This is a genomic window from Marinobacter adhaerens HP15, assembly GCF_000166295.1.
GTDB lineage: Bacteria > Pseudomonadota > Gammaproteobacteria > Pseudomonadales > Oleiphilaceae > Marinobacter > Marinobacter adhaerens.
Window position 1 is genome coordinate 1,845,766 of the sequence record NC_017506.1, and the last position, 16,207, is coordinate 1,861,972.

The window sequence follows — 16,207 nt, forward strand, 5'->3', positions numbered from 1 at the left end:
TTATGGAACTGTTTGATCTGCCTCTTATCTGGGCATTTATTATCGGCTTCGGCATCATCATGTATGTACTGATGGACGGCTTCGATCTGGGCGTGGGGATTCTCTTCCCCTTCGCCCCGAACGAGGAAGCCCGGGACACCATGATGAACTCGGTGGCGCCGGTATGGGACGGCAACGAAACCTGGCTGGTGCTGGGTGGTGCCGGGCTCCTTGCCGCGTTCCCGATGGTGTATTCCATCTTCCTGCCGGCATTGTACATCGGTGTATTCCTGCTGCTGGCCGGGCTGATCTTCCGGGGCGTGGCGTTTGAGTTCCGGTTCAAGGCCCGCACCTCCCGCTATCTGTGGAACTGGGCTTTCGCGGGCGGTTCAACCGTTGCGTCCTTCGCACAGGGTGCTGTCGTCGGCGCCTATATTCAGGGTTTCGAAACCGCCAACGGCGTTTATGTGGGCGGCGCGCTGGACTGGCTTACGCCATTCACCGTTCTCACGGGCCTCGGAATGCTGGCCGGCTACTCCCTGCTGGGTTCCACCTGGCTGATCATGAAAACCGAGGGTTACCTGCAGCAGTGGGCCTACAAGATTACCCTGCCGTTGCTGCTGGCGGTGCTGGTTGTCTTTGGCATCATTGGGGTCTGGACGCCGTTCGTGGACGAAATGGTCCGTGAGCGCTGGTTCTCTAACCTGAGTATCATCTGGGTTCTGCCAGTCCTGACCCTGCTTTGTGCTATTCAGATCTACCGTTCGGTACGTGATCGCCGGGACGGCATGCCGTTTGTGGCTACCATGGGGCTGTTCATCACCACCTATCTGGGTCTGGTGGTCAGCCGCTGGCCCTATGTGGTTCCCCCGGAATACACGCTCTGGGAAGCCGCGTCCGCCTACGAGTCCCAGCTGTTCCTGCTGTTGGGCCTGCTGTTCGTGATCCCGATCGTGCTGGTGTACACCGCCTGGACCTACTGGGTCTTCCGCGGCAAGGTGCGCGCCGGAGAGGGATACCACTGAGTGGCGGAGCCACTGGCTAATGATGGCGGGGGAGGTTCCCCCGCCACTGACCAGAAAACCGTCAAAGGCTGGCTCGCGCAGCTTGCCCTCGGCAATCGACTCTGGATCCGCATTGCTGTTGCTGCGGGCACAGTGGCCGGCATAGCGACCATCATCCAGATGGTTTTGTTGGCCCGGATAATTCATCTGGGCGTGATTGACGAGGTCCCTATCGCGGACCTCACTCCCCTCTTCCTTGGGCTCATTCTCGCACTGGTGGTTCGGGCACTTGGCCAGGGCTTTCAGACGCGTTTTGCTGCCCGTTGCAGCGAACAGGTACGGCGGGATGCCAGGCGTCAGCTCCACAAACACTGGCAGGCCACCGGCCCGGTAGAGCTGGGCCAATCCTCCGCAGGCACCCTTGCCCGGGAATGGATTGACCACGTGGAAGCACTGCACGGTTATTTCGCCCGTTTTCTGCCGCAAATGACGCTGTCGATGATCGTGCCCCTGCTGATCCTCGTTCTCGTGTTCTGGCTGGACTGGCTGGCCGGTATTTTCCTGCTGTTGTCTGCCCCTCTGATTCCTCTGTTCATGGCGCTGGTGGGCATGGGCGCGGAAAAACTTAACCAACAGCACTTCGAGACCATCAGCCGGCTCTCCGGACAGTTTCTGGACAAGGTGCGCGGGCTAACCACCCTCCAGTTGTTTGGCCAGACGACGGGCGCTGCAGAACTCATTCGCAAACGGTCCGATCACTATCGGCGCGTTACCATGAAAACGCTGCGGATTGCGTTTCTCTCGTCCGCGGTCCTGGAGTTCTTTGCCTCAGTGGCCATTGCCGTTATCGCCATTTACATCGGTTTTGGTTTGCTGGGCTACATCACCTATGGCCCGTCCGAAGATCTCACGCTGTTTTCCGGGCTTCTGATTCTGTTGCTGGCCCCGGAGTTCTTCCAGCCCTTACGGACGCTGTCACAGCATTATCATGATCGCGCAGCGGCTATGGGTGCGGGCACAGAAATTCTTGAACGGCTTGGTTCGCCAGCGCACTTCGACACGTCTACAGATGGCAACCCGGTAGCAGGTGCGGATGATCGCATTGAGTTGCGGTCCGTCAGTAAACGCTTTCGGTCGGATCAGCCCGTGATTCAGGATCTGTCGCTGACCATCCAAAAAGGCGAAGTAATTGCCCTCACCGGCCCCTCGGGTGGCGGCAAGTCCACCCTGCTGCATCTGCTGGCCGGTTTTATGGCACCGGATACCGGTGAACTCCACCTGTTTGGCGAATCGGCGGGAAGTTTCCGGTTCGGCTGGCTGGGGCAGAAAGGCTTCCTGGTTCAGGGTACCTGGGCCGATAACCTCAGGCTGACTACGCCAGATGCCTCCGATATTGCCATTGAAACCGCCCTGCGCAATGTCGGCCTGGGTTCCCTGCTGGACAGCCGGCAACAGGGTATCTATAGCCCGGTATCCGAGGAAGGTCAGGGGCTCTCCGGCGGACAGGCGCGGCGGCTGAGCCTGGCACGTATTTTCCTGGCGGATTATGACCTTATTCTGCTGGACGAACCCACCGCGGGCCTCGACAGCGACAGCGAGGTGTTTGTGCTGGAGGCTCTGCACAAATTGGCGGTAGCCGGCAAAACCCTGATCTTCTCCACCCATCACCAAGCCTTGCTCACCCTGGCAAACCGGGTTCTGCTGGTCTCCGGCGGGGAGGTTCGGGATGCGTGAGCTGAAACCGTGGCTGGAGCTGATCTTAAAGCGGCCCGGACGCCTGGTGGTCGGTGGTTTCCTAATTCTCGCTACCCTGCTATCCGGCATTGCGCTGTTGGCTGTGTCTGGCTGGTTCCTTACCAAAACGGCGCTGGTGGGATTGCTCCTGGCTGCCGGGGTGGCGGCCACTATCAACCTTTACGTGCCCGGTGGCGCTATCCGGTTTTTCGCTGTGTCCCGAACAGTGTTCCGGTATCTGGAACGGGTATATAACCACGATACGGTTCTGAGACTGCTTACAGATATTCGCGTGAACCTGTTCTCTCGGCTGTCCCGCGCCACGCGCGTACGCCGGGGAGAGCTGAGTGGCGCCCAGTGGCTCTCGCGCCTGACCAGCGATGTCGATGCCCTTGATACCCTGTACCTCCGGTTGATCGCGCCTACGGCTCTGGCTGGCCTGGTAACCCTCCTGGTGGTGGTGCTGGCAGCCATTCTGTTTGATGTTGGAACCGCTGTACTGGTGGGCCTGCTTCTTGTGATTGCCCTGGCGGTCGCGACGGTTGGTGTTTACCTCAGAACCTGGCAACTTGCGGCCCGGCAAAGCGACCGGCAGGAAGAATTGCGAACGGCGGTCATTGAACATATTGAAGGTTTCTCAGAACTAACTGCGGCCGGTCGCACTGGTAAACATGCTGCCTGGCTTATGCGCCAGGCCCATCAGGTAACCTCAGAGCAGGCAAAAACGGATACCCGCGTGGGCTGGCACCTGGCCGGAACCCATCTGCTGGTAAATCTCTCTGCGGTCCTGGCGCTCTGGGCGGGTTTTGTCCTGTTCCAGGCGGGCACGCTATCCGGGCCTGTGCTGGTTTTACTGCCCATTGCTCTGCTCGGACTGGCTGAGGTCTATGCCATGCTGCCTGATGCCTTTGGCAAGCTCGGAGCCACCATCGCCTCCGCGGCTCGCCTGAACCGCGATTGCCGCGAAGAGGAACGGCAGGCTGTCAACGAAAAGCAAGAATTACCGCCGGAAACCGCCCTTCTTGCAGACAATATTACGGTGAAACACGCCGGTTACGCGCCGCTTTTCACGCGCTTCAATCTTGAGATTGAGGATGGCAAACGCATCGGTATTCTGGGCCACTCCGGCAGTGGAAAGTCTTCACTCGCCGATGTGCTCGCAGGCCTTTTGCCGGTTGCTCAGGGAAGCCTGGCGCGGAGGGATTGCGTTTACCTGACCCAGAAAACCGTGCTATTTGAAGACACGTTGCGGGCCAACCTGTTACTGGGCTCTCCGGAGGCTTCGGAGACGGAACTCTGGAGCATGCTGGAGCAGATGGAACTGGCTGAGCGCTTCGCTACCGAACCGGATCAACTCGATACCTGGCTGGGCAGCGCCGGAAGCAGACTCTCAGGCGGCGAGGCAAGAAGAGTGGCACTGGCGCGGGTGTTACTGAATCCAGCTCCCCTGGTCATACTGGATGAGCCGTTCACTGGCCTGGATGCTGAGACCCGGTCGAGGATAGCAAAACGGATGGAATCGCTTCTGGAAGGGAAAACCGTGGTCAGTCTCGCACACGGGTCGGATGCCCTTCCGGGCACCGACCGTGTGATCTACCTGAGTGGTTAGCGGGTTTCGAGAACCTCAAACGTCAGCCCCGCCTTGCTGGTAAGCCTGTCCATCAGCTTGCCATCCAGCAGAGAAGACGGTGTCCAGAACCCACCTGGCTGATCCGCCGGAATATCGAACGCCAGGCACATGCCCGCTTCGCCCAACATCTTGCCGGTGGAACCGTAGCCCGGATCCTGATCGCCGGTCACTTTGGTGATGATGGTCTTGCCGTCCTCGGTGCGACCAACAAAGCGCAGATCATAAAAACCGGCTTTCTGGGCTTCGGGGCTTGGGCCCTCGCCCGGCTGAGGGACAAACTTCTCCACCAGCCAGCGAGTCGGTTTGATGGCCGAGGCGGTAAAGAACGCCGCCAGGCCGCCGGTGATCGCATAAGCAGCCAGCCGGCCCTTGGTGCCACGACCGGTCATCATGGCTTCATCGTAGGTGAATTCCTTGCCGTACCGCGCGTTCTGCATGGCATTGGAGCGATGCACCACCCGTGTATTGATGGCGCCCATCACGAAGGGAGCAAGCCAGGCGTTGAACGTCTTATCAAACTCGGCGCCCTTGAGGCTGGGCTGCCGGGTCTTGGAGCGATGTTCCGGCGGACAGATGGAAAACGGGTTGGCCAGCTCCTTGCGCAGCTTCGGATCCGCCGCCGCTTCCTTCGCAACATTCATCATGGAGGCAACCGTACCGCCGGAGAACTCGCCCTTGGCGGTCTTGACCCGCATGCGGACATCCTGGCACGGCATTCCGAACGTCTGCTCCGCCTGATTCTGCAGGAACCAGACGCCCATATCAGAGGGAATCGAATCGAAACCGCAACAGTGAACAATGCGCGCTCCAGAGGTTTTCGCCTCCGCCTCGTAACGCTCCACCATCTTGCGAATCCATTGAACTTCGCCGGTGAGATCGCAATAGTCCGTGCCAGTCTGTACGCAAGCCTTGACCAGCGGCTCGCCGTAAAGCGCATAAGGGCCGACCGTGGATATAATCACGCGGGTCTGCTCACACATGGACTTGAGGGCTGCATCGTCGGCGGCATCGGCAAGAATCACCGGCAGATCCCTGGCCTTGTCGCCAAGGCTGCTTTTCAGTGTGTTGAGCTTGCTCTCGGAGCGTCCGGCAATCGCCCATTTTACCGATTGGCCTACACCGTAGGTCTCGAGCAAGTAACGGGTAAGAATCTGGCCGACGAAGCTGGTGGCACCGAACACCACCAGATCATGGGCTGTTTCTGCGGATTTGGTCATTGCTCTTCCTTAGTAAACAGTGATGACAACAGAAATTGATAACGAATCAATGGTATTTCAGCGGAGCCCGGCAACCGCTTTCTCGCCCATCAGACGCATGAATACGGCAACACCCAGGCCCCAGAAACCGTTGAGGAGCAAGCCGCCCACCCAGGTCTGGGCCGAGACATCTAGCCCTTTCAGGGGGAATACAACCAGCATGGCGACTGCGGTGGGACCTACAGCCCCTACAATGACATGCCCCAGCCAGAACTTCACCCCTGCCAGGCGCCCAAGGATCAGCCACAACAACATGCCCCAAAGGCCACCAAAGAACGCCAATGACACAACCTGGGGCACACCCAGCGGCGGCACCGGTGACAGGTTGAAGGGCGCTGCGGGCACGATGCCCCCGAGCCAGAACAATGCGAACAGGCCCTGATGAAACACCAGGGTTGCGAGAAAACCACTTGCAAACGCCTTGAACCAAACCATGAACAATCCTCTGTTGGTATGAATAGTCGGCCTTAACCCGTTGATTCTGCGTAGCTCATTGAACAACTGCAACCAATGTTAACAGTTTTGAGCGCTCGTTCTACTTTCCCGGCAACACCGTTAAATCCGTCTTCACGGCCAATCGTTTGTCATACTGCTTGGGGCACACTGGCAGGCAGAGCAAGAAACGATTTCCGGAGGTTCGAATTGATCACCTTTTTAACAGTCTTGAGCATCCTGCTTGTCCTGTTCAGCGGCTTTGTCTGCTGGCAGGTTCTTGAACAGCGCAAAGTGATCGCCCGAATGATGGAGAACGACGATATCGCAGATTCCGAGCAGGAACCGGAGCTGGTTATTACGCTTCGGGTACTGGATCCGATTGCCCTGGCCAAGCGGGAGTCACGCTCTGCCCGAGTGCTTGCCGACAAACTCCCCGTGATGGTTCGCAAAATGGTGTACCAGGAAGTGATGAAAGAACTTGAGGAAGAGATGACAGAGCGCGAAATCGACGTGGATATGCAGATTGAGTATCGATGATCGCAATGTGTGACTGGAGGGCCCCATCATGAACCTGGCCGCAATCGTATTGTTGCTGCTACTGGCCTTTTGCGGATTCTGCATCGCCTACTGGCAGCTGCTGCTCTGTCGACGGGAAGCACGGATTCTCAATTCCCATCGTGTGTCAGCGCACAGTGCCATTCAGAAAAGCAGAATGGATCTTCTCGAGGTCCGGAACCGGGCGCGGTTGCTGGAGGACTCGGTTTCGGGTGGCGCGAGCGCCGTAGAAAAGCTGCACAAAGCAATCTCGAACACGACTTTCGGGCTGATTGATCTGTTCTCGAAGGATGAGGAGTTCCGACAGACTGCCCGTAAAGCACGGGCCACCCATGACCAGAAGAGCCAACAGATCTACAAAACCGTGCGCACGACCAACAAGGCCCTGCACATCCTCGCCGATACCCTGATCATCGGGAAAGCAGAAAAGCGGCTCGCTTCCCGCAAGAGCGGCAAGGCTCAGGGTTCCGACGACGGTCAATGAAATTCGGGGGTTAGCGCCTTTCCAGGCGTTTCAGAACCACGTCGACTGTCACCACCAGTGATTTGAGCGAAGCAGCCTTCTCAAGGCCCTCCGAGTTGGCCCGATAAAGATGGGGTGTCATGGCCAGGAGATCGGCGATGCTGTCCTGGTCCGGAAGACTCAGCGGGAACCTTAGCACGGTCGAATCCAGGGTCCGGAAGCCCTCGGGATCAGCCATCTCAGTGTCTGCGGGTGGTTTCAGTTCGGGGTAAATGATTTCACGCAGTTCCCGAAGGTGGTCTGAGCCGGCATCCACCTGTATCACCTTCCCGCCGGGCTTCAGCACCCGGGCGAATTCGCTGAAAACCGGAAAACCGAACAGGCAAAGCACGAGATCTAGGGATTCCGGCAGTATTGGCAGGTTGGCATTGCTGCCAACCGCCCACCGGGTCTGTTTGTCCTGTTTGGCCGCGGCCAGAACCGCCCACTTCGAAATGTCGACGCCGATCAAAGAGATATCTCTGGCGCCGGCCAAGCTCGCGAGGTGTCGAAGGTAATAACCTTCGCCAGAGCCTGCGTCCAGAATCGATCCGGTGCCCTCGCTCGGGAGCCACTGCAATACCTGATCGCTCACGGCCTCGGCGATGTTTGTGTAGAACCCTGCATTCAGAAACCGTTGTCTGGCCGCAACCATTTCCTTGCTATCACCCGGGTCCAGGGAACGTTTCTTTTGAACGGGTAACAGATGCACGTAGCCCTGCCGGGCAACATCAAAGTTGTGTCCGTTCTCGCAACGCCAGGTTTTTTCGCTGGGCACGAGTGGGCAGCCGTCCAGTGGGCAAGCTAAGGCATCAAACGGCATTGTGGTCATGGTTCGTGTATCCGGTTCAACCGTCGGGGTCAGATATCATGGCAGGTATTCTGGCTTCACCCAAAAGAAAAAGGCACCCGAAGGTGCCTTTTCTCAAGCCAGGCAGAAAGTTACAGAACTTTCTTCAGCTCTTCTTCAAGCTGCGGAACGGCTTCGAACAGGTCCGCTACCAGACCATAATCGGCAACCTGGAAGATCGGCGCTTCTTCATCCTTGTTGATCGCAACGATCACCTTGGAATCGGACATACCGGCCAGATGCTGGATGGCACCGGAAATACCCACAGCGATGTACAGCTGCGGAGCAACAATCTTACCGGTCTGGCCAACCTGCATGTCGTTTGGCACGAAACCGGCATCGACAGCAGCACGGGATGCGCCAACCGCAGCACCCATCAGATCGGCTACCTGCTCCAGCATCTTGAAGTTGTCGCCGTTCTGCATGCCGCGACCACCGGAAACCACGATACCGGCGCTTGCCAGATCAGGGCGGTCGGACTTGGCCAGCTCTTCGCTGACGAACTGGGACAGGCCAGCGTCTTTCACGACGTCCAATTGCTCGACAGAAGCGGAGCCACCTTCAGCAGCAACCGGGTCGAACGCGGTCGGACGAACAGTAACGACTTTGATGCTGTCACTGGATTTTACAGTGGCAATCGCGTTACCGGCGTAGATCGGGCGAACGAAGGTGTCTTCGGACTCCACACGCATGATGTCGGAAACCTGCGCAACATCCAGCAGTGCGGCAACACGCGGCATGAAGTCTTTGCCCACGGTTCCAGCGGCGGCGAGAATATGGCTGTAGCCCTTGCCTACTTCGGCAACCAGCTCACCCAGGTTTTCGCCCAGGAAGTGACCATAAGCGGCGTTATCGGCAACCAGTACCTTGTTAACGCCTTCGGCCTTAACAGCTGCTTCAGCAACGGCACCACAGTTCTCACCGGCAACCAGTACGTCGATGTCTCCGCCGATGGCCTTGGCAGCCGCTACAACATTCAGGGTAGCCTGTTTCAGGCTGCTGTTGTCATGTTCAGCAATTACAAGGATGCTCATTTAGATCACCTTCGCTTCGTTCTTCAGTTTATCGACCAGCTCGGCAACGTCGGCCACTTTCACACCCGCCTGACGGGAAGCAGGCGCTTCAACCTTCAGGGTGGAAAGGCGCGGAGCGATGTCGACACCCAGATCGGCCGGGCTCATGTTGTCCAGCGGTTTCTTCTTCGCCTTCATGATGTTCGGCAGAGAAGCGTAGCGCGGCTCGTTCAGACGCAGGTCGGTAGTGACAACCGCAGGCAGGTTCAGAGCAACGGTCATCAGACCACCGTCTACCTCACGGGTTACGTTAACCTTGTCGCCCTCAACAACCACTTCGGAAGCGAAAGTGCCCTGACCCATGCCGGTCAGCGCGGCCAGCATCTGGCCAGTCTGGTTGTTATCGGAATCGATGGACTGCTTGCCAAGAATGACCAGCTTCGGCTCTTCTTTCTCAACAACAGCCTTGAGCAGCTTGGCCGCTTCGAGAGACTGAACCTCCTCGTCCGTTTCGACGTGGATACCACGGTCAGCACCCAGCGCCAGTGCAGTACGGATCTGCTCCTGGGAGGCTTTCGGGCCAATGGATACCACCACGATTTCACTGGCAACACCCTTCTCTTTCAGGCGAACGGCTTCTTCTACCGCGATTTCGCAGAACGGGTTCATTGCCATCTTGACGTTGGCGAGGTCAACACCGGTGTTGTCCGGCTTGACGCGCACCTTTACGTTGTAGTCGATTACTCGTTTTACAGCGACCAGAACCTTCATAGATTCCTCGTTCTTCTACGATGGGTTTATGACTTGCAGTCCTCGCGCAGAGCCTGCCGAAATTCAATGCGCACTAATGATGGAGGCAACACACGGCAGAATCAATAGCCTCAAACGACGCGCCAGGACTGAACTTTCAGCCAATTCCCCGGTATTGACCGGGGACGGCAATGAGACGATACTAGATTTCGACTCAAAACACACGATGTTTCAGTGTGCTCTTACAATGCCAAAGGACAGGGCGAATTTCAAACAAACGTTTGTTTGATTCTTCAAATACGGTATCCTTTTGGTTATGCAAGTCGGGACAAACGGCTTGGGGCAGTCGTCTATAGGCACTTTTACCGGTATGATGGCGGCCCAGAATAATTGGCCTGCGGGCACATAATATCCATTAAAGATGTTTGAGGAGACCAACGTGGAACGCGAATCGATGGAATTTGATGTTCTGATCGTCGGCGGCGGCCCGGCGGGCCTGTCGGCAGCGTGCCGTGTCATGCAACTGGCACAGGAAGCTGGCGAGGAACTCACCGTATGCGTTGTAGAGAAAGGTTCTGAGATCGGCGCCCACATTCTGGCCGGTACCGTATTCGAGCCCACTGCCCTCACCGAACTCTTCCCGGACTGGAAAGAGAAAGGCGCCCCGCTCAACACGCCCGTTACCCGGGACGACATTTTCCTGCTGAAGAACCAGGACAGCGCCACCAAGATCCCGAATGCGTTTGTGCCCAAGAACATGCACAACCATGGCAACTACATTATCAGCCTGGGTAACCTGTGCCGCTGGCTCGCCGAACAGGCCGAACAGCTTGGCGTTGAGGTGTATCCCGGCTTTGCCGCGTCCGAAACCATCATTGAAGACGGTCAGGTAAAAGGCATCATTACCGGCGATATGGGCGTGGCCCGCGACGGTTCCGAAAAAGACGGCTACATGCCGGGCATGGAACTGCGCGCGAAGTACACCCTGTTCACCGAGGGCTGCCGCGGTCACCTGGGCAAGCGCCTGATCAACGAGTTCAAGCTTGATGAAGGCAAAGACCCGCAGCACTACGGTATCGGTATCAAGGAACTGTGGGATATTGATCCGGCCAAACACGAGCCGGGCCTCGTAGTTCATACCACCGGCTGGCCCCTGAAAGAAACCGGCTCCACCGGTGGTTCTTTCCTGTATCACCTCGAGAATGGCCAGGTATATGTGGGCCTGATCACCGATCTGTCCTACAGCAACCCGCATCTGAGCCCGTTTGAGGAATTTCAGCGGCTGAAGCTGCATCCGGAAATCAAGAAACACCTGGAAGGCGGCAAGCGCGTTTCTTACGGCGCCCGTGCAATCACTAAAGGCGGTTATAACGCCCTGCCCAAGATGAGCTTCCCGGGTGGTCTCCTGCTGGGCTGTGACGCGGGCACGCTGAACGGTTCCAAGATCAAAGGCTCCCACACCGCCATGAAGTCCGGCATGTTGGGCGCCGAGGCAGTTTTCGAAGCGCTGAAGGACGGCAAGAGCGGCGAAGAGATCAGCAGCTTCCAGAAGAAATTTGAAGACAGCTGGCTGTTCAAGGAGCTATACGCAGAGCGTAACTTCGGCCCGGCGATGCACAAGTTCGGCAATATAGTCGGTGGCGCCATCGCCTACTTCGAGCAGAACATCCTGCGCGGCAGCCTGCCGATTACCTTCCACGATACCACTCCGGATTATGCCACCATGAAGCCGGCAGCCGAGTGCAAGAAGGTGACCTATCCCAAGCCGGATAACACCCTGACCTTCGATCGTCTGTCCTCGGTGTTCATTTCAAACACCAACCACGAGGAAGATCAGCCGGTTCACCTTAAACTGACCGATCCGGACCTTCCGATCCGCGACAACCTGCCTAAATACGATGAGCCTGCGCAGCGCTACTGCCCGGCTGGTGTTTATGAAGTTGTCGAGAAAGACGATGGCAGCGGAAAGCGCTTCCAGATCAACGCCCAGAACTGTGTTCACTGCAAGACCTGCGACATCAAGGATCCTGCGCAGAACATTAACTGGGTAACTCCGGAAGGGGGCGGTGGCCCGAATTATCCGAACATGTAAGTCCGGATTCCGGTAGAAAAACGGCCCCTCGCGGGCCGTTTTTTTGGCATAAAAAACGGCTCCCGAGGGAGCCGTTTTTCGTTGCGCTTCAGAAAAGCTTAGTGAGCGTGGCCGTGCTCTTGCTCTTCGTCAGTCGCGTCGCGAGCTTCTACCACTTCTACGTCGAAGTGCAGAGTCTGGCCAGCGAGCGGATGGTTGGCGTCGATGGTGACGGTTTCGTCGCCAACTTCTACCACACGAACGACCTGGGGGCCGCCCGGGGTCTGCGCCTGGAACTGCATGCCCGGCTCGATGGTATCGACGCCTTCAAATGCAGAACGCGGAACCGGCTGGATCAGCTCTTCGTTAACTTCGCCGTAGCCTTCAGCAGGTTCTACAGAAACCTTAACCTGATCGCCTGCGTTCTTTTCGTTCAGTGCACTTTCCAGTCCACCGATAATGTTCTGTGCACCTTCCAGGTAAGACAGAGGCTCACGACCTTCTACACGGGAGGAATCAAGCTGCTCTCCCTGATCGTTGGTGAGCGTGTAATGGATGGTGACAACACGAGGTTGGGCCATGTGATCTCCTTGCGTGTCCGCAATGACTGTTTAATTGATTTAGGCAATCGAAAGTGATCGTGAACAGCCAGACTGAACAGAGGGACTAACGACCACCGGGCCTCGTTAGAGAGCCAGGCTCATAACAAGTATGAAAACACAGTTTAACAACTGAGCTAATGCGTTTTCTACCGTAATTCTGGGGCCGCGGTACGGGTTTTCAACCACCCTGCCCGATTTTGTAGAAAATTCCGTGGCTGAATACCCCTAGAACCGGGTGTCCGTCTTCATTCCGTTCCACAACATGCTCCGCCAGGTCGTAATAGGCTGCGGTTACCAGTCGCGCTTCGACCCCATGGCGAACCTTTACCACGGGTCTTGGCTCATCGGAGCCCGGATAGGTGGTCACTTCCAGTGGATGGTCCTGGCCGATCTCAAGGGTTTCGCCGACATTGGTGGTCAGGGAAATGACCTGCCGGTCGCTCTCTCCAGTCACGGTCAGGGAATGGGCGAGCAACGGCGCATCCTCGACTTGGATGCGCCACTTTTCAACGGGCGTCACCAGGTAGTATTCGCCGTCGCTTTCCCGGCGGAGAATGGTGGAAAACAGACGTACAATTGCTTCTCGAGCCAGCGGCTCGCCTTTGAAGATCCACTGACCATCGCGGCTGATGCGAAGATCCATATCCCCGGAAAGCTCGGGGTCCCACTGATCAATGGGTGGATTCCCGGCCTTCTTCACGGTTTCCTCCACCTGCTTTGCAAGATTATCCGGATTCATGCTCATAACGGTGGCTCCCGGCTATCTGAATTACAACCCGCGCATCCACTCCGCGCGCAACGGTGCTGCACCGGGGTTGGTAATGGCGAGGTTTACCTGGTCCAGCATTTTCTGCTTGTCACGCCCAAGCGTGCCTTTCAGCACGAGGTAATTTGAAGCGTGATCACTGCGGAAGATGGTCTTATCCAGCTCAAGATGCTCCAGGAAGAGGCGTATCTCTTCAAAGAGCCCTTTTTGGGACAGCGGAACGAAATCGTCTCCGAAGCCCTCCCGGAAACGTTCTTCTCCCTGTGGGAAACTGACCACGAGGGTGGAAAGATAATCCGGCTGTGTCTCGTTGCAGAGCGTTGCGGTATTGATCGCGTGCTGGCGCGAAAGGTTTTCTCCGCCCAGCCCATTCAGCACCATGACAGAGCTCGTAAGACCCGCTTCACGGATTTTCAGCAGTGCCGAGCGGGTGGATTCCCAGGTTTCGCCCTTGTTAACCCGGCGCAGGATTTCATCATCGCCGGATTCCATACCGACATAGAGAATTTCAAGGCCTGCATCCTTCAGTTGAGCCAGTTCTTCCACGGTCTTTTTCGCGAGGTTGCGGGGCAGACAGTAGCTGGAAACCCGCTGAAGATCCGGAAAAGCCTCCCTGAGCTGACCCAGTATTTCCAACAGGCGACGGGTCGGCAATACCATGGCATCACCGTCTGCCAGAAAAACCCGGCGCACGCCACCCAGGCTGCGAGCCGCATTACGGATGTCCTGGAGCACATCTTCAGGCTTGCGGGCCCGGAATTTCTTTTGCGGCTGCGTATACATCTCGCAAAACGTGCACTTGTTCCAGGAGCAGCCGTTGGTGACCGGCAGGATCAGTGACTTGGCTTCACTGGGAGGCCGGAAGACCGGCTCCACGTAGTCAATTGGAAAGCTGTACATAGTCGGGCTCGGATTTGAGAATTCAGAAATTACTTACTGGCGATATCAGGGCAGAAACTGGGCTTTCAAGTCAGCGCAACCGGGGCCGACTACTGGCATATCCAGCATGACGGCCTGGGAGGTCATGAACGGAATGCCCCGGCGGTGTGCGTCAACCAGAAGCGTGGCAAGCCCTCCCACCAGGGGCATGTGGGAAACGATCAACAGGGGTGATTCGTGATGCTCAATCAATGCATCAAGGCAGGCTGCCGGGTCGTCGTCCGGAGTGATGAACCTCTTTTCTTCAACGGGACAATTGAGAATTTCGGAGACGATCGCCGCCGTTTGCCTGGCACGCACATAGGGGCTGCTCCAGACCAGCTTCGGGCGCCAGGGCGACTCCGCGATGCGAGCGGCAACCTCAGCCACGCCAAGCCGGCCGGCCTCTGTCAGTTCACGTTCCTGATCCAGCGTATGCCAGCCAGCTTCCCCATGGCGCATGATGAGCAGTTGCAAGGGCTCTCTCCTTTCCGGCCTGGTCCCGGTTCAGCGGGCCTGTTACTGGCTGATGGTCCGCGGCAGTATAAATTCTACGTCGGAATTCTGGACCGACATCATGAGGCTATTGATGACCGCCTTGATTGAAGCGTTGTCATAGAGGATCTCGTAAAGCCCACGAACCAGTGGCATGTAAATCCCGATGGCCTCGGCTTTCTGCTTGACGAGCTTCAGGGTATAGATGCCCTCGGCCACCTGCCCGAGCTCCGCCACGGCATCGTCCAGTTTCTGGCCCTGGCCAACGGCATAACCCACTCGAAAGTTCCGGCTCTTGGATGAGGTGCAGGTCACGATCAGATCACCGACACCCGCCAGCCCCATGAATGTCATTGGGTTGGCGCCGAGGCTGACGGCAAACCGGCTCATCTCCGCAAGACCGCGGGTAATCAGCATAGCCTTGGCGTTCTCACCCATTTCCAGGGCGGAGGCAAGACCTGCAACAATCGCATAAATGTTCTTCAGTGCCCCGGCGAGTTCCACGCCATACACATCCACGTTCGCGTAAACGCGAAAATACTCGCACCCAAGGAGGTCCTGAACCGAGCGGCGTACATCCGGATCCTTGGCGGCAATAACAGTGGCGGTCAGATCCCGGTTTACGATTTCACCAGCCAGGTTGGGGCCACTGAGCACGCCAGTACGACAACGAGGGATCTCTTCCTGCAGAATCTCGCTCATCAGTTTGAAGCCGTGCTCTTCAATCCCCTTGGTGAGGCTGATGACAATTTGCTCGTCGCGGAATTTGTCGCTGTTCTCGCGGATAACGGCCCGAAAGGCTTTGCTCGGAATGGCAACAAAGACGATCTCGGCCTTGCTGACAGCGTCCGCCAGGTCTGTGGTGGGCTGAATGTCACCGGTCAGCTCAATGCCTGGCATGTAGCGGCTATTGATTCGGGTGCTGCGGATCTCTTCGGCCTGGGCTTTGCCACGCATCCAGAAATGAACACGGTGACCGTTTTCACCCAGCACCTTGGCCATGGCAGTACCAAAACTGCCACCGCCCAGAACCGCCACATCATGTACTGGCGCGGCTGCCTCAGTGTTCCGGGGCGTCGATTGTTCAGACATAGTTCTTCCGTTCTGTCAGATCAGGTGTGATACCGGCCATGTCGCACCAGGGTGGCGCAGTTAACCGGGCTCTTCACATTCCAGAGCGCGCACCAGATTCTTGAATTCTTCCCTGTTTCGGCTGTTCAGGCCCATCAGCACTTTATGGGCATCAAGAACCTTGTCTCGAACCTGCTGTTCGCTGGCCCTGAGTACGGGAATCTCTTCAAGCTCTTCAATTCGGGACGCGGGTTCTCGCACAATAATAAAGATCTTGTCGAAACCCATGGAAGTGATAATGCGGGTAATATCGGGATTGGTCGAAATAAGTGTGGGCAGGAAGTTGCTCTGTTTCTGGGCCGCCATGGCGATTTTGGCAAGCAGTCCGAGTGTAGTGCTGTCGATAATCTCGGTCTCGGTCAGGTCGATCACCACGGTCTTGAACTCCGGGTCCTGGGTGATGGACTCAACCAGATTGTCCAGCGTCGAACACAGGTTCAGCCGGATTTCCCCAATAAACTTCAGGACATAGATGCCCTGTTTTTCAGCTTGCAGGATCTTGTAACCAGCCATGTT

At 57.1% G+C, this 16,207-nt stretch carries 17 protein-coding genes; 6 read left to right on the top strand and 11 right to left on the bottom strand.

The window, feature by feature from the left end; genetic code table 11:
- Positions 1-2: 2 nt before the first annotated feature.
- Genes cydB through cydC form a run of 3 tightly spaced genes read left to right on the top strand, consistent with a single transcriptional unit; the run spans position 3 to position 4,326 of the window.
- Positions 3-1,004: a cytochrome d ubiquinol oxidase subunit II gene (cydB, locus tag HP15_RS08705; RefSeq protein WP_014577124.1), complete on the top strand. Its 1,002-nt coding sequence runs from the start codon at positions 3-5 to the stop codon at positions 1,002-1,004.
- Positions 1,005-2,717, top strand: coding sequence for a thiol reductant ABC exporter subunit CydD (cydD, locus tag HP15_RS08710; RefSeq protein WP_014577125.1), 1,713 nt, complete (start codon positions 1,005-1,007; stop codon positions 2,715-2,717). It begins immediately after the preceding gene.
- Positions 2,710-4,326: a thiol reductant ABC exporter subunit CydC gene (gene cydC, locus HP15_RS08715; protein WP_014577126.1), complete on the top strand. Its 1,617-nt coding sequence runs from the start codon at positions 2,710-2,712 to the stop codon at positions 4,324-4,326. The genes cydD and cydC overlap by 8 nt, the downstream gene beginning before the upstream one ends.
- Here cydC and HP15_RS08720 read toward each other — a convergent pair.
- Both HP15_RS08720 and HP15_RS08725 read right to left on the bottom strand, forming a co-directional pair.
- A complete protein-coding gene (locus HP15_RS08720) occupies positions 4,323-5,564 on the bottom strand; it encodes a saccharopine dehydrogenase family protein (RefSeq protein ID WP_014577127.1) in 1,242 nt (413 codons plus the stop codon). The genes cydC and HP15_RS08720 overlap by 4 nt on opposite strands.
- A 57-nt stretch (positions 5,565-5,621) precedes the next feature.
- A complete protein-coding gene (locus HP15_RS08725) occupies positions 5,622-6,038 on the bottom strand; it encodes a hypothetical protein (RefSeq protein WP_014577128.1) in 417 nt (138 codons plus the stop codon).
- A 207-nt stretch (positions 6,039-6,245) separates the two neighbouring features.
- On the opposite strand from HP15_RS08725, the gene HP15_RS08730 reads away from it, so the two are divergent.
- Both HP15_RS08730 and HP15_RS08735 read left to right on the top strand, forming a co-directional pair.
- Complete coding sequence (locus HP15_RS08730; RefSeq protein ID WP_041645222.1) at positions 6,246-6,575, top strand: hypothetical protein; 330 nt, start codon at positions 6,246-6,248, stop codon at positions 6,573-6,575.
- Positions 6,576-6,603: 28 nt separating this feature from the next.
- Complete coding sequence (locus HP15_RS08735; RefSeq protein ID WP_014577130.1) at positions 6,604-7,077, top strand: hypothetical protein; 474 nt, start codon at positions 6,604-6,606, stop codon at positions 7,075-7,077.
- Positions 7,078-7,087: 10 nt separating this feature from the next.
- Here HP15_RS08735 and HP15_RS08740 read toward each other — a convergent pair whose 3' ends face one another.
- The 3 genes from HP15_RS08740 to HP15_RS08750 form a co-directional block, all read right to left on the bottom strand.
- Positions 7,088-7,927: a putative RNA methyltransferase gene (locus HP15_RS08740; RefSeq protein ID WP_041645223.1), complete on the bottom strand. Its 840-nt coding sequence runs from the start codon at positions 7,925-7,927 to the stop codon at positions 7,088-7,090.
- Between the two features lie 110 nt (positions 7,928-8,037).
- Positions 8,038-8,979: an electron transfer flavoprotein subunit alpha/FixB family protein gene (locus HP15_RS08745; protein ID WP_014577132.1), complete on the bottom strand. Its 942-nt coding sequence runs from the start codon at positions 8,977-8,979 to the stop codon at positions 8,038-8,040.
- On the bottom strand, positions 8,980-9,729 hold the full coding sequence (locus tag HP15_RS08750) for an electron transfer flavoprotein subunit beta/FixA family protein (protein WP_008171627.1): 750 nt from the start codon (positions 9,727-9,729) through the stop codon (positions 8,980-8,982).
- Positions 9,730-10,147: 418 nt separating this feature from the next.
- On the opposite strand from HP15_RS08750, the gene HP15_RS08755 reads away from it, so the two are divergent.
- A complete protein-coding gene (locus HP15_RS08755) occupies positions 10,148-11,800 on the top strand; it encodes an electron transfer flavoprotein-ubiquinone oxidoreductase (RefSeq protein WP_041646211.1) in 1,653 nt (550 codons plus the stop codon).
- A 98-nt stretch (positions 11,801-11,898) separates the two neighbouring features.
- On the opposite strand, the gene HP15_RS08760 is transcribed toward HP15_RS08755, so the two are convergent.
- From HP15_RS08760 to HP15_RS08785, 6 genes are all read right to left on the bottom strand, one after another.
- Positions 11,899-12,360 (bottom strand): FKBP-type peptidyl-prolyl cis-trans isomerase, encoded by a 462-nt coding sequence (locus HP15_RS08760; protein ID WP_008171631.1) that lies wholly within the window; start codon positions 12,358-12,360, stop codon positions 11,899-11,901.
- A 199-nt stretch (positions 12,361-12,559) separates the two neighbouring features.
- A complete protein-coding gene (locus HP15_RS08765) occupies positions 12,560-13,126 on the bottom strand; it encodes a DUF1285 domain-containing protein (protein ID WP_014577134.1) in 567 nt (188 codons plus the stop codon).
- A gap of 24 nt (positions 13,127-13,150) precedes the next feature.
- Positions 13,151-14,047, bottom strand: coding sequence for a radical SAM protein (locus HP15_RS08770; protein ID WP_014577135.1), 897 nt, complete (start codon positions 14,045-14,047; stop codon positions 13,151-13,153).
- 45 nt (positions 14,048-14,092) lie between these two features.
- Positions 14,093-14,542, bottom strand: a complete 450-nt coding sequence (locus tag HP15_RS08775; RefSeq protein ID WP_014577136.1) for a SixA phosphatase family protein — start codon at positions 14,540-14,542, stop codon at positions 14,093-14,095.
- Between the two features lie 42 nt (positions 14,543-14,584).
- Positions 14,585-15,652: an NAD(P)H-dependent glycerol-3-phosphate dehydrogenase gene (locus HP15_RS08780; protein ID WP_008171642.1), complete on the bottom strand. Its 1,068-nt coding sequence runs from the start codon at positions 15,650-15,652 to the stop codon at positions 14,585-14,587.
- A 60-nt stretch (positions 15,653-15,712) separates the two neighbouring features.
- Positions 15,713-16,204, bottom strand: coding sequence for an STAS domain-containing protein (locus tag HP15_RS08785; RefSeq protein WP_008171643.1), 492 nt, complete (start codon positions 16,202-16,204; stop codon positions 15,713-15,715).
- Between the last annotated feature and the right edge of the window lie 3 nt (positions 16,205-16,207).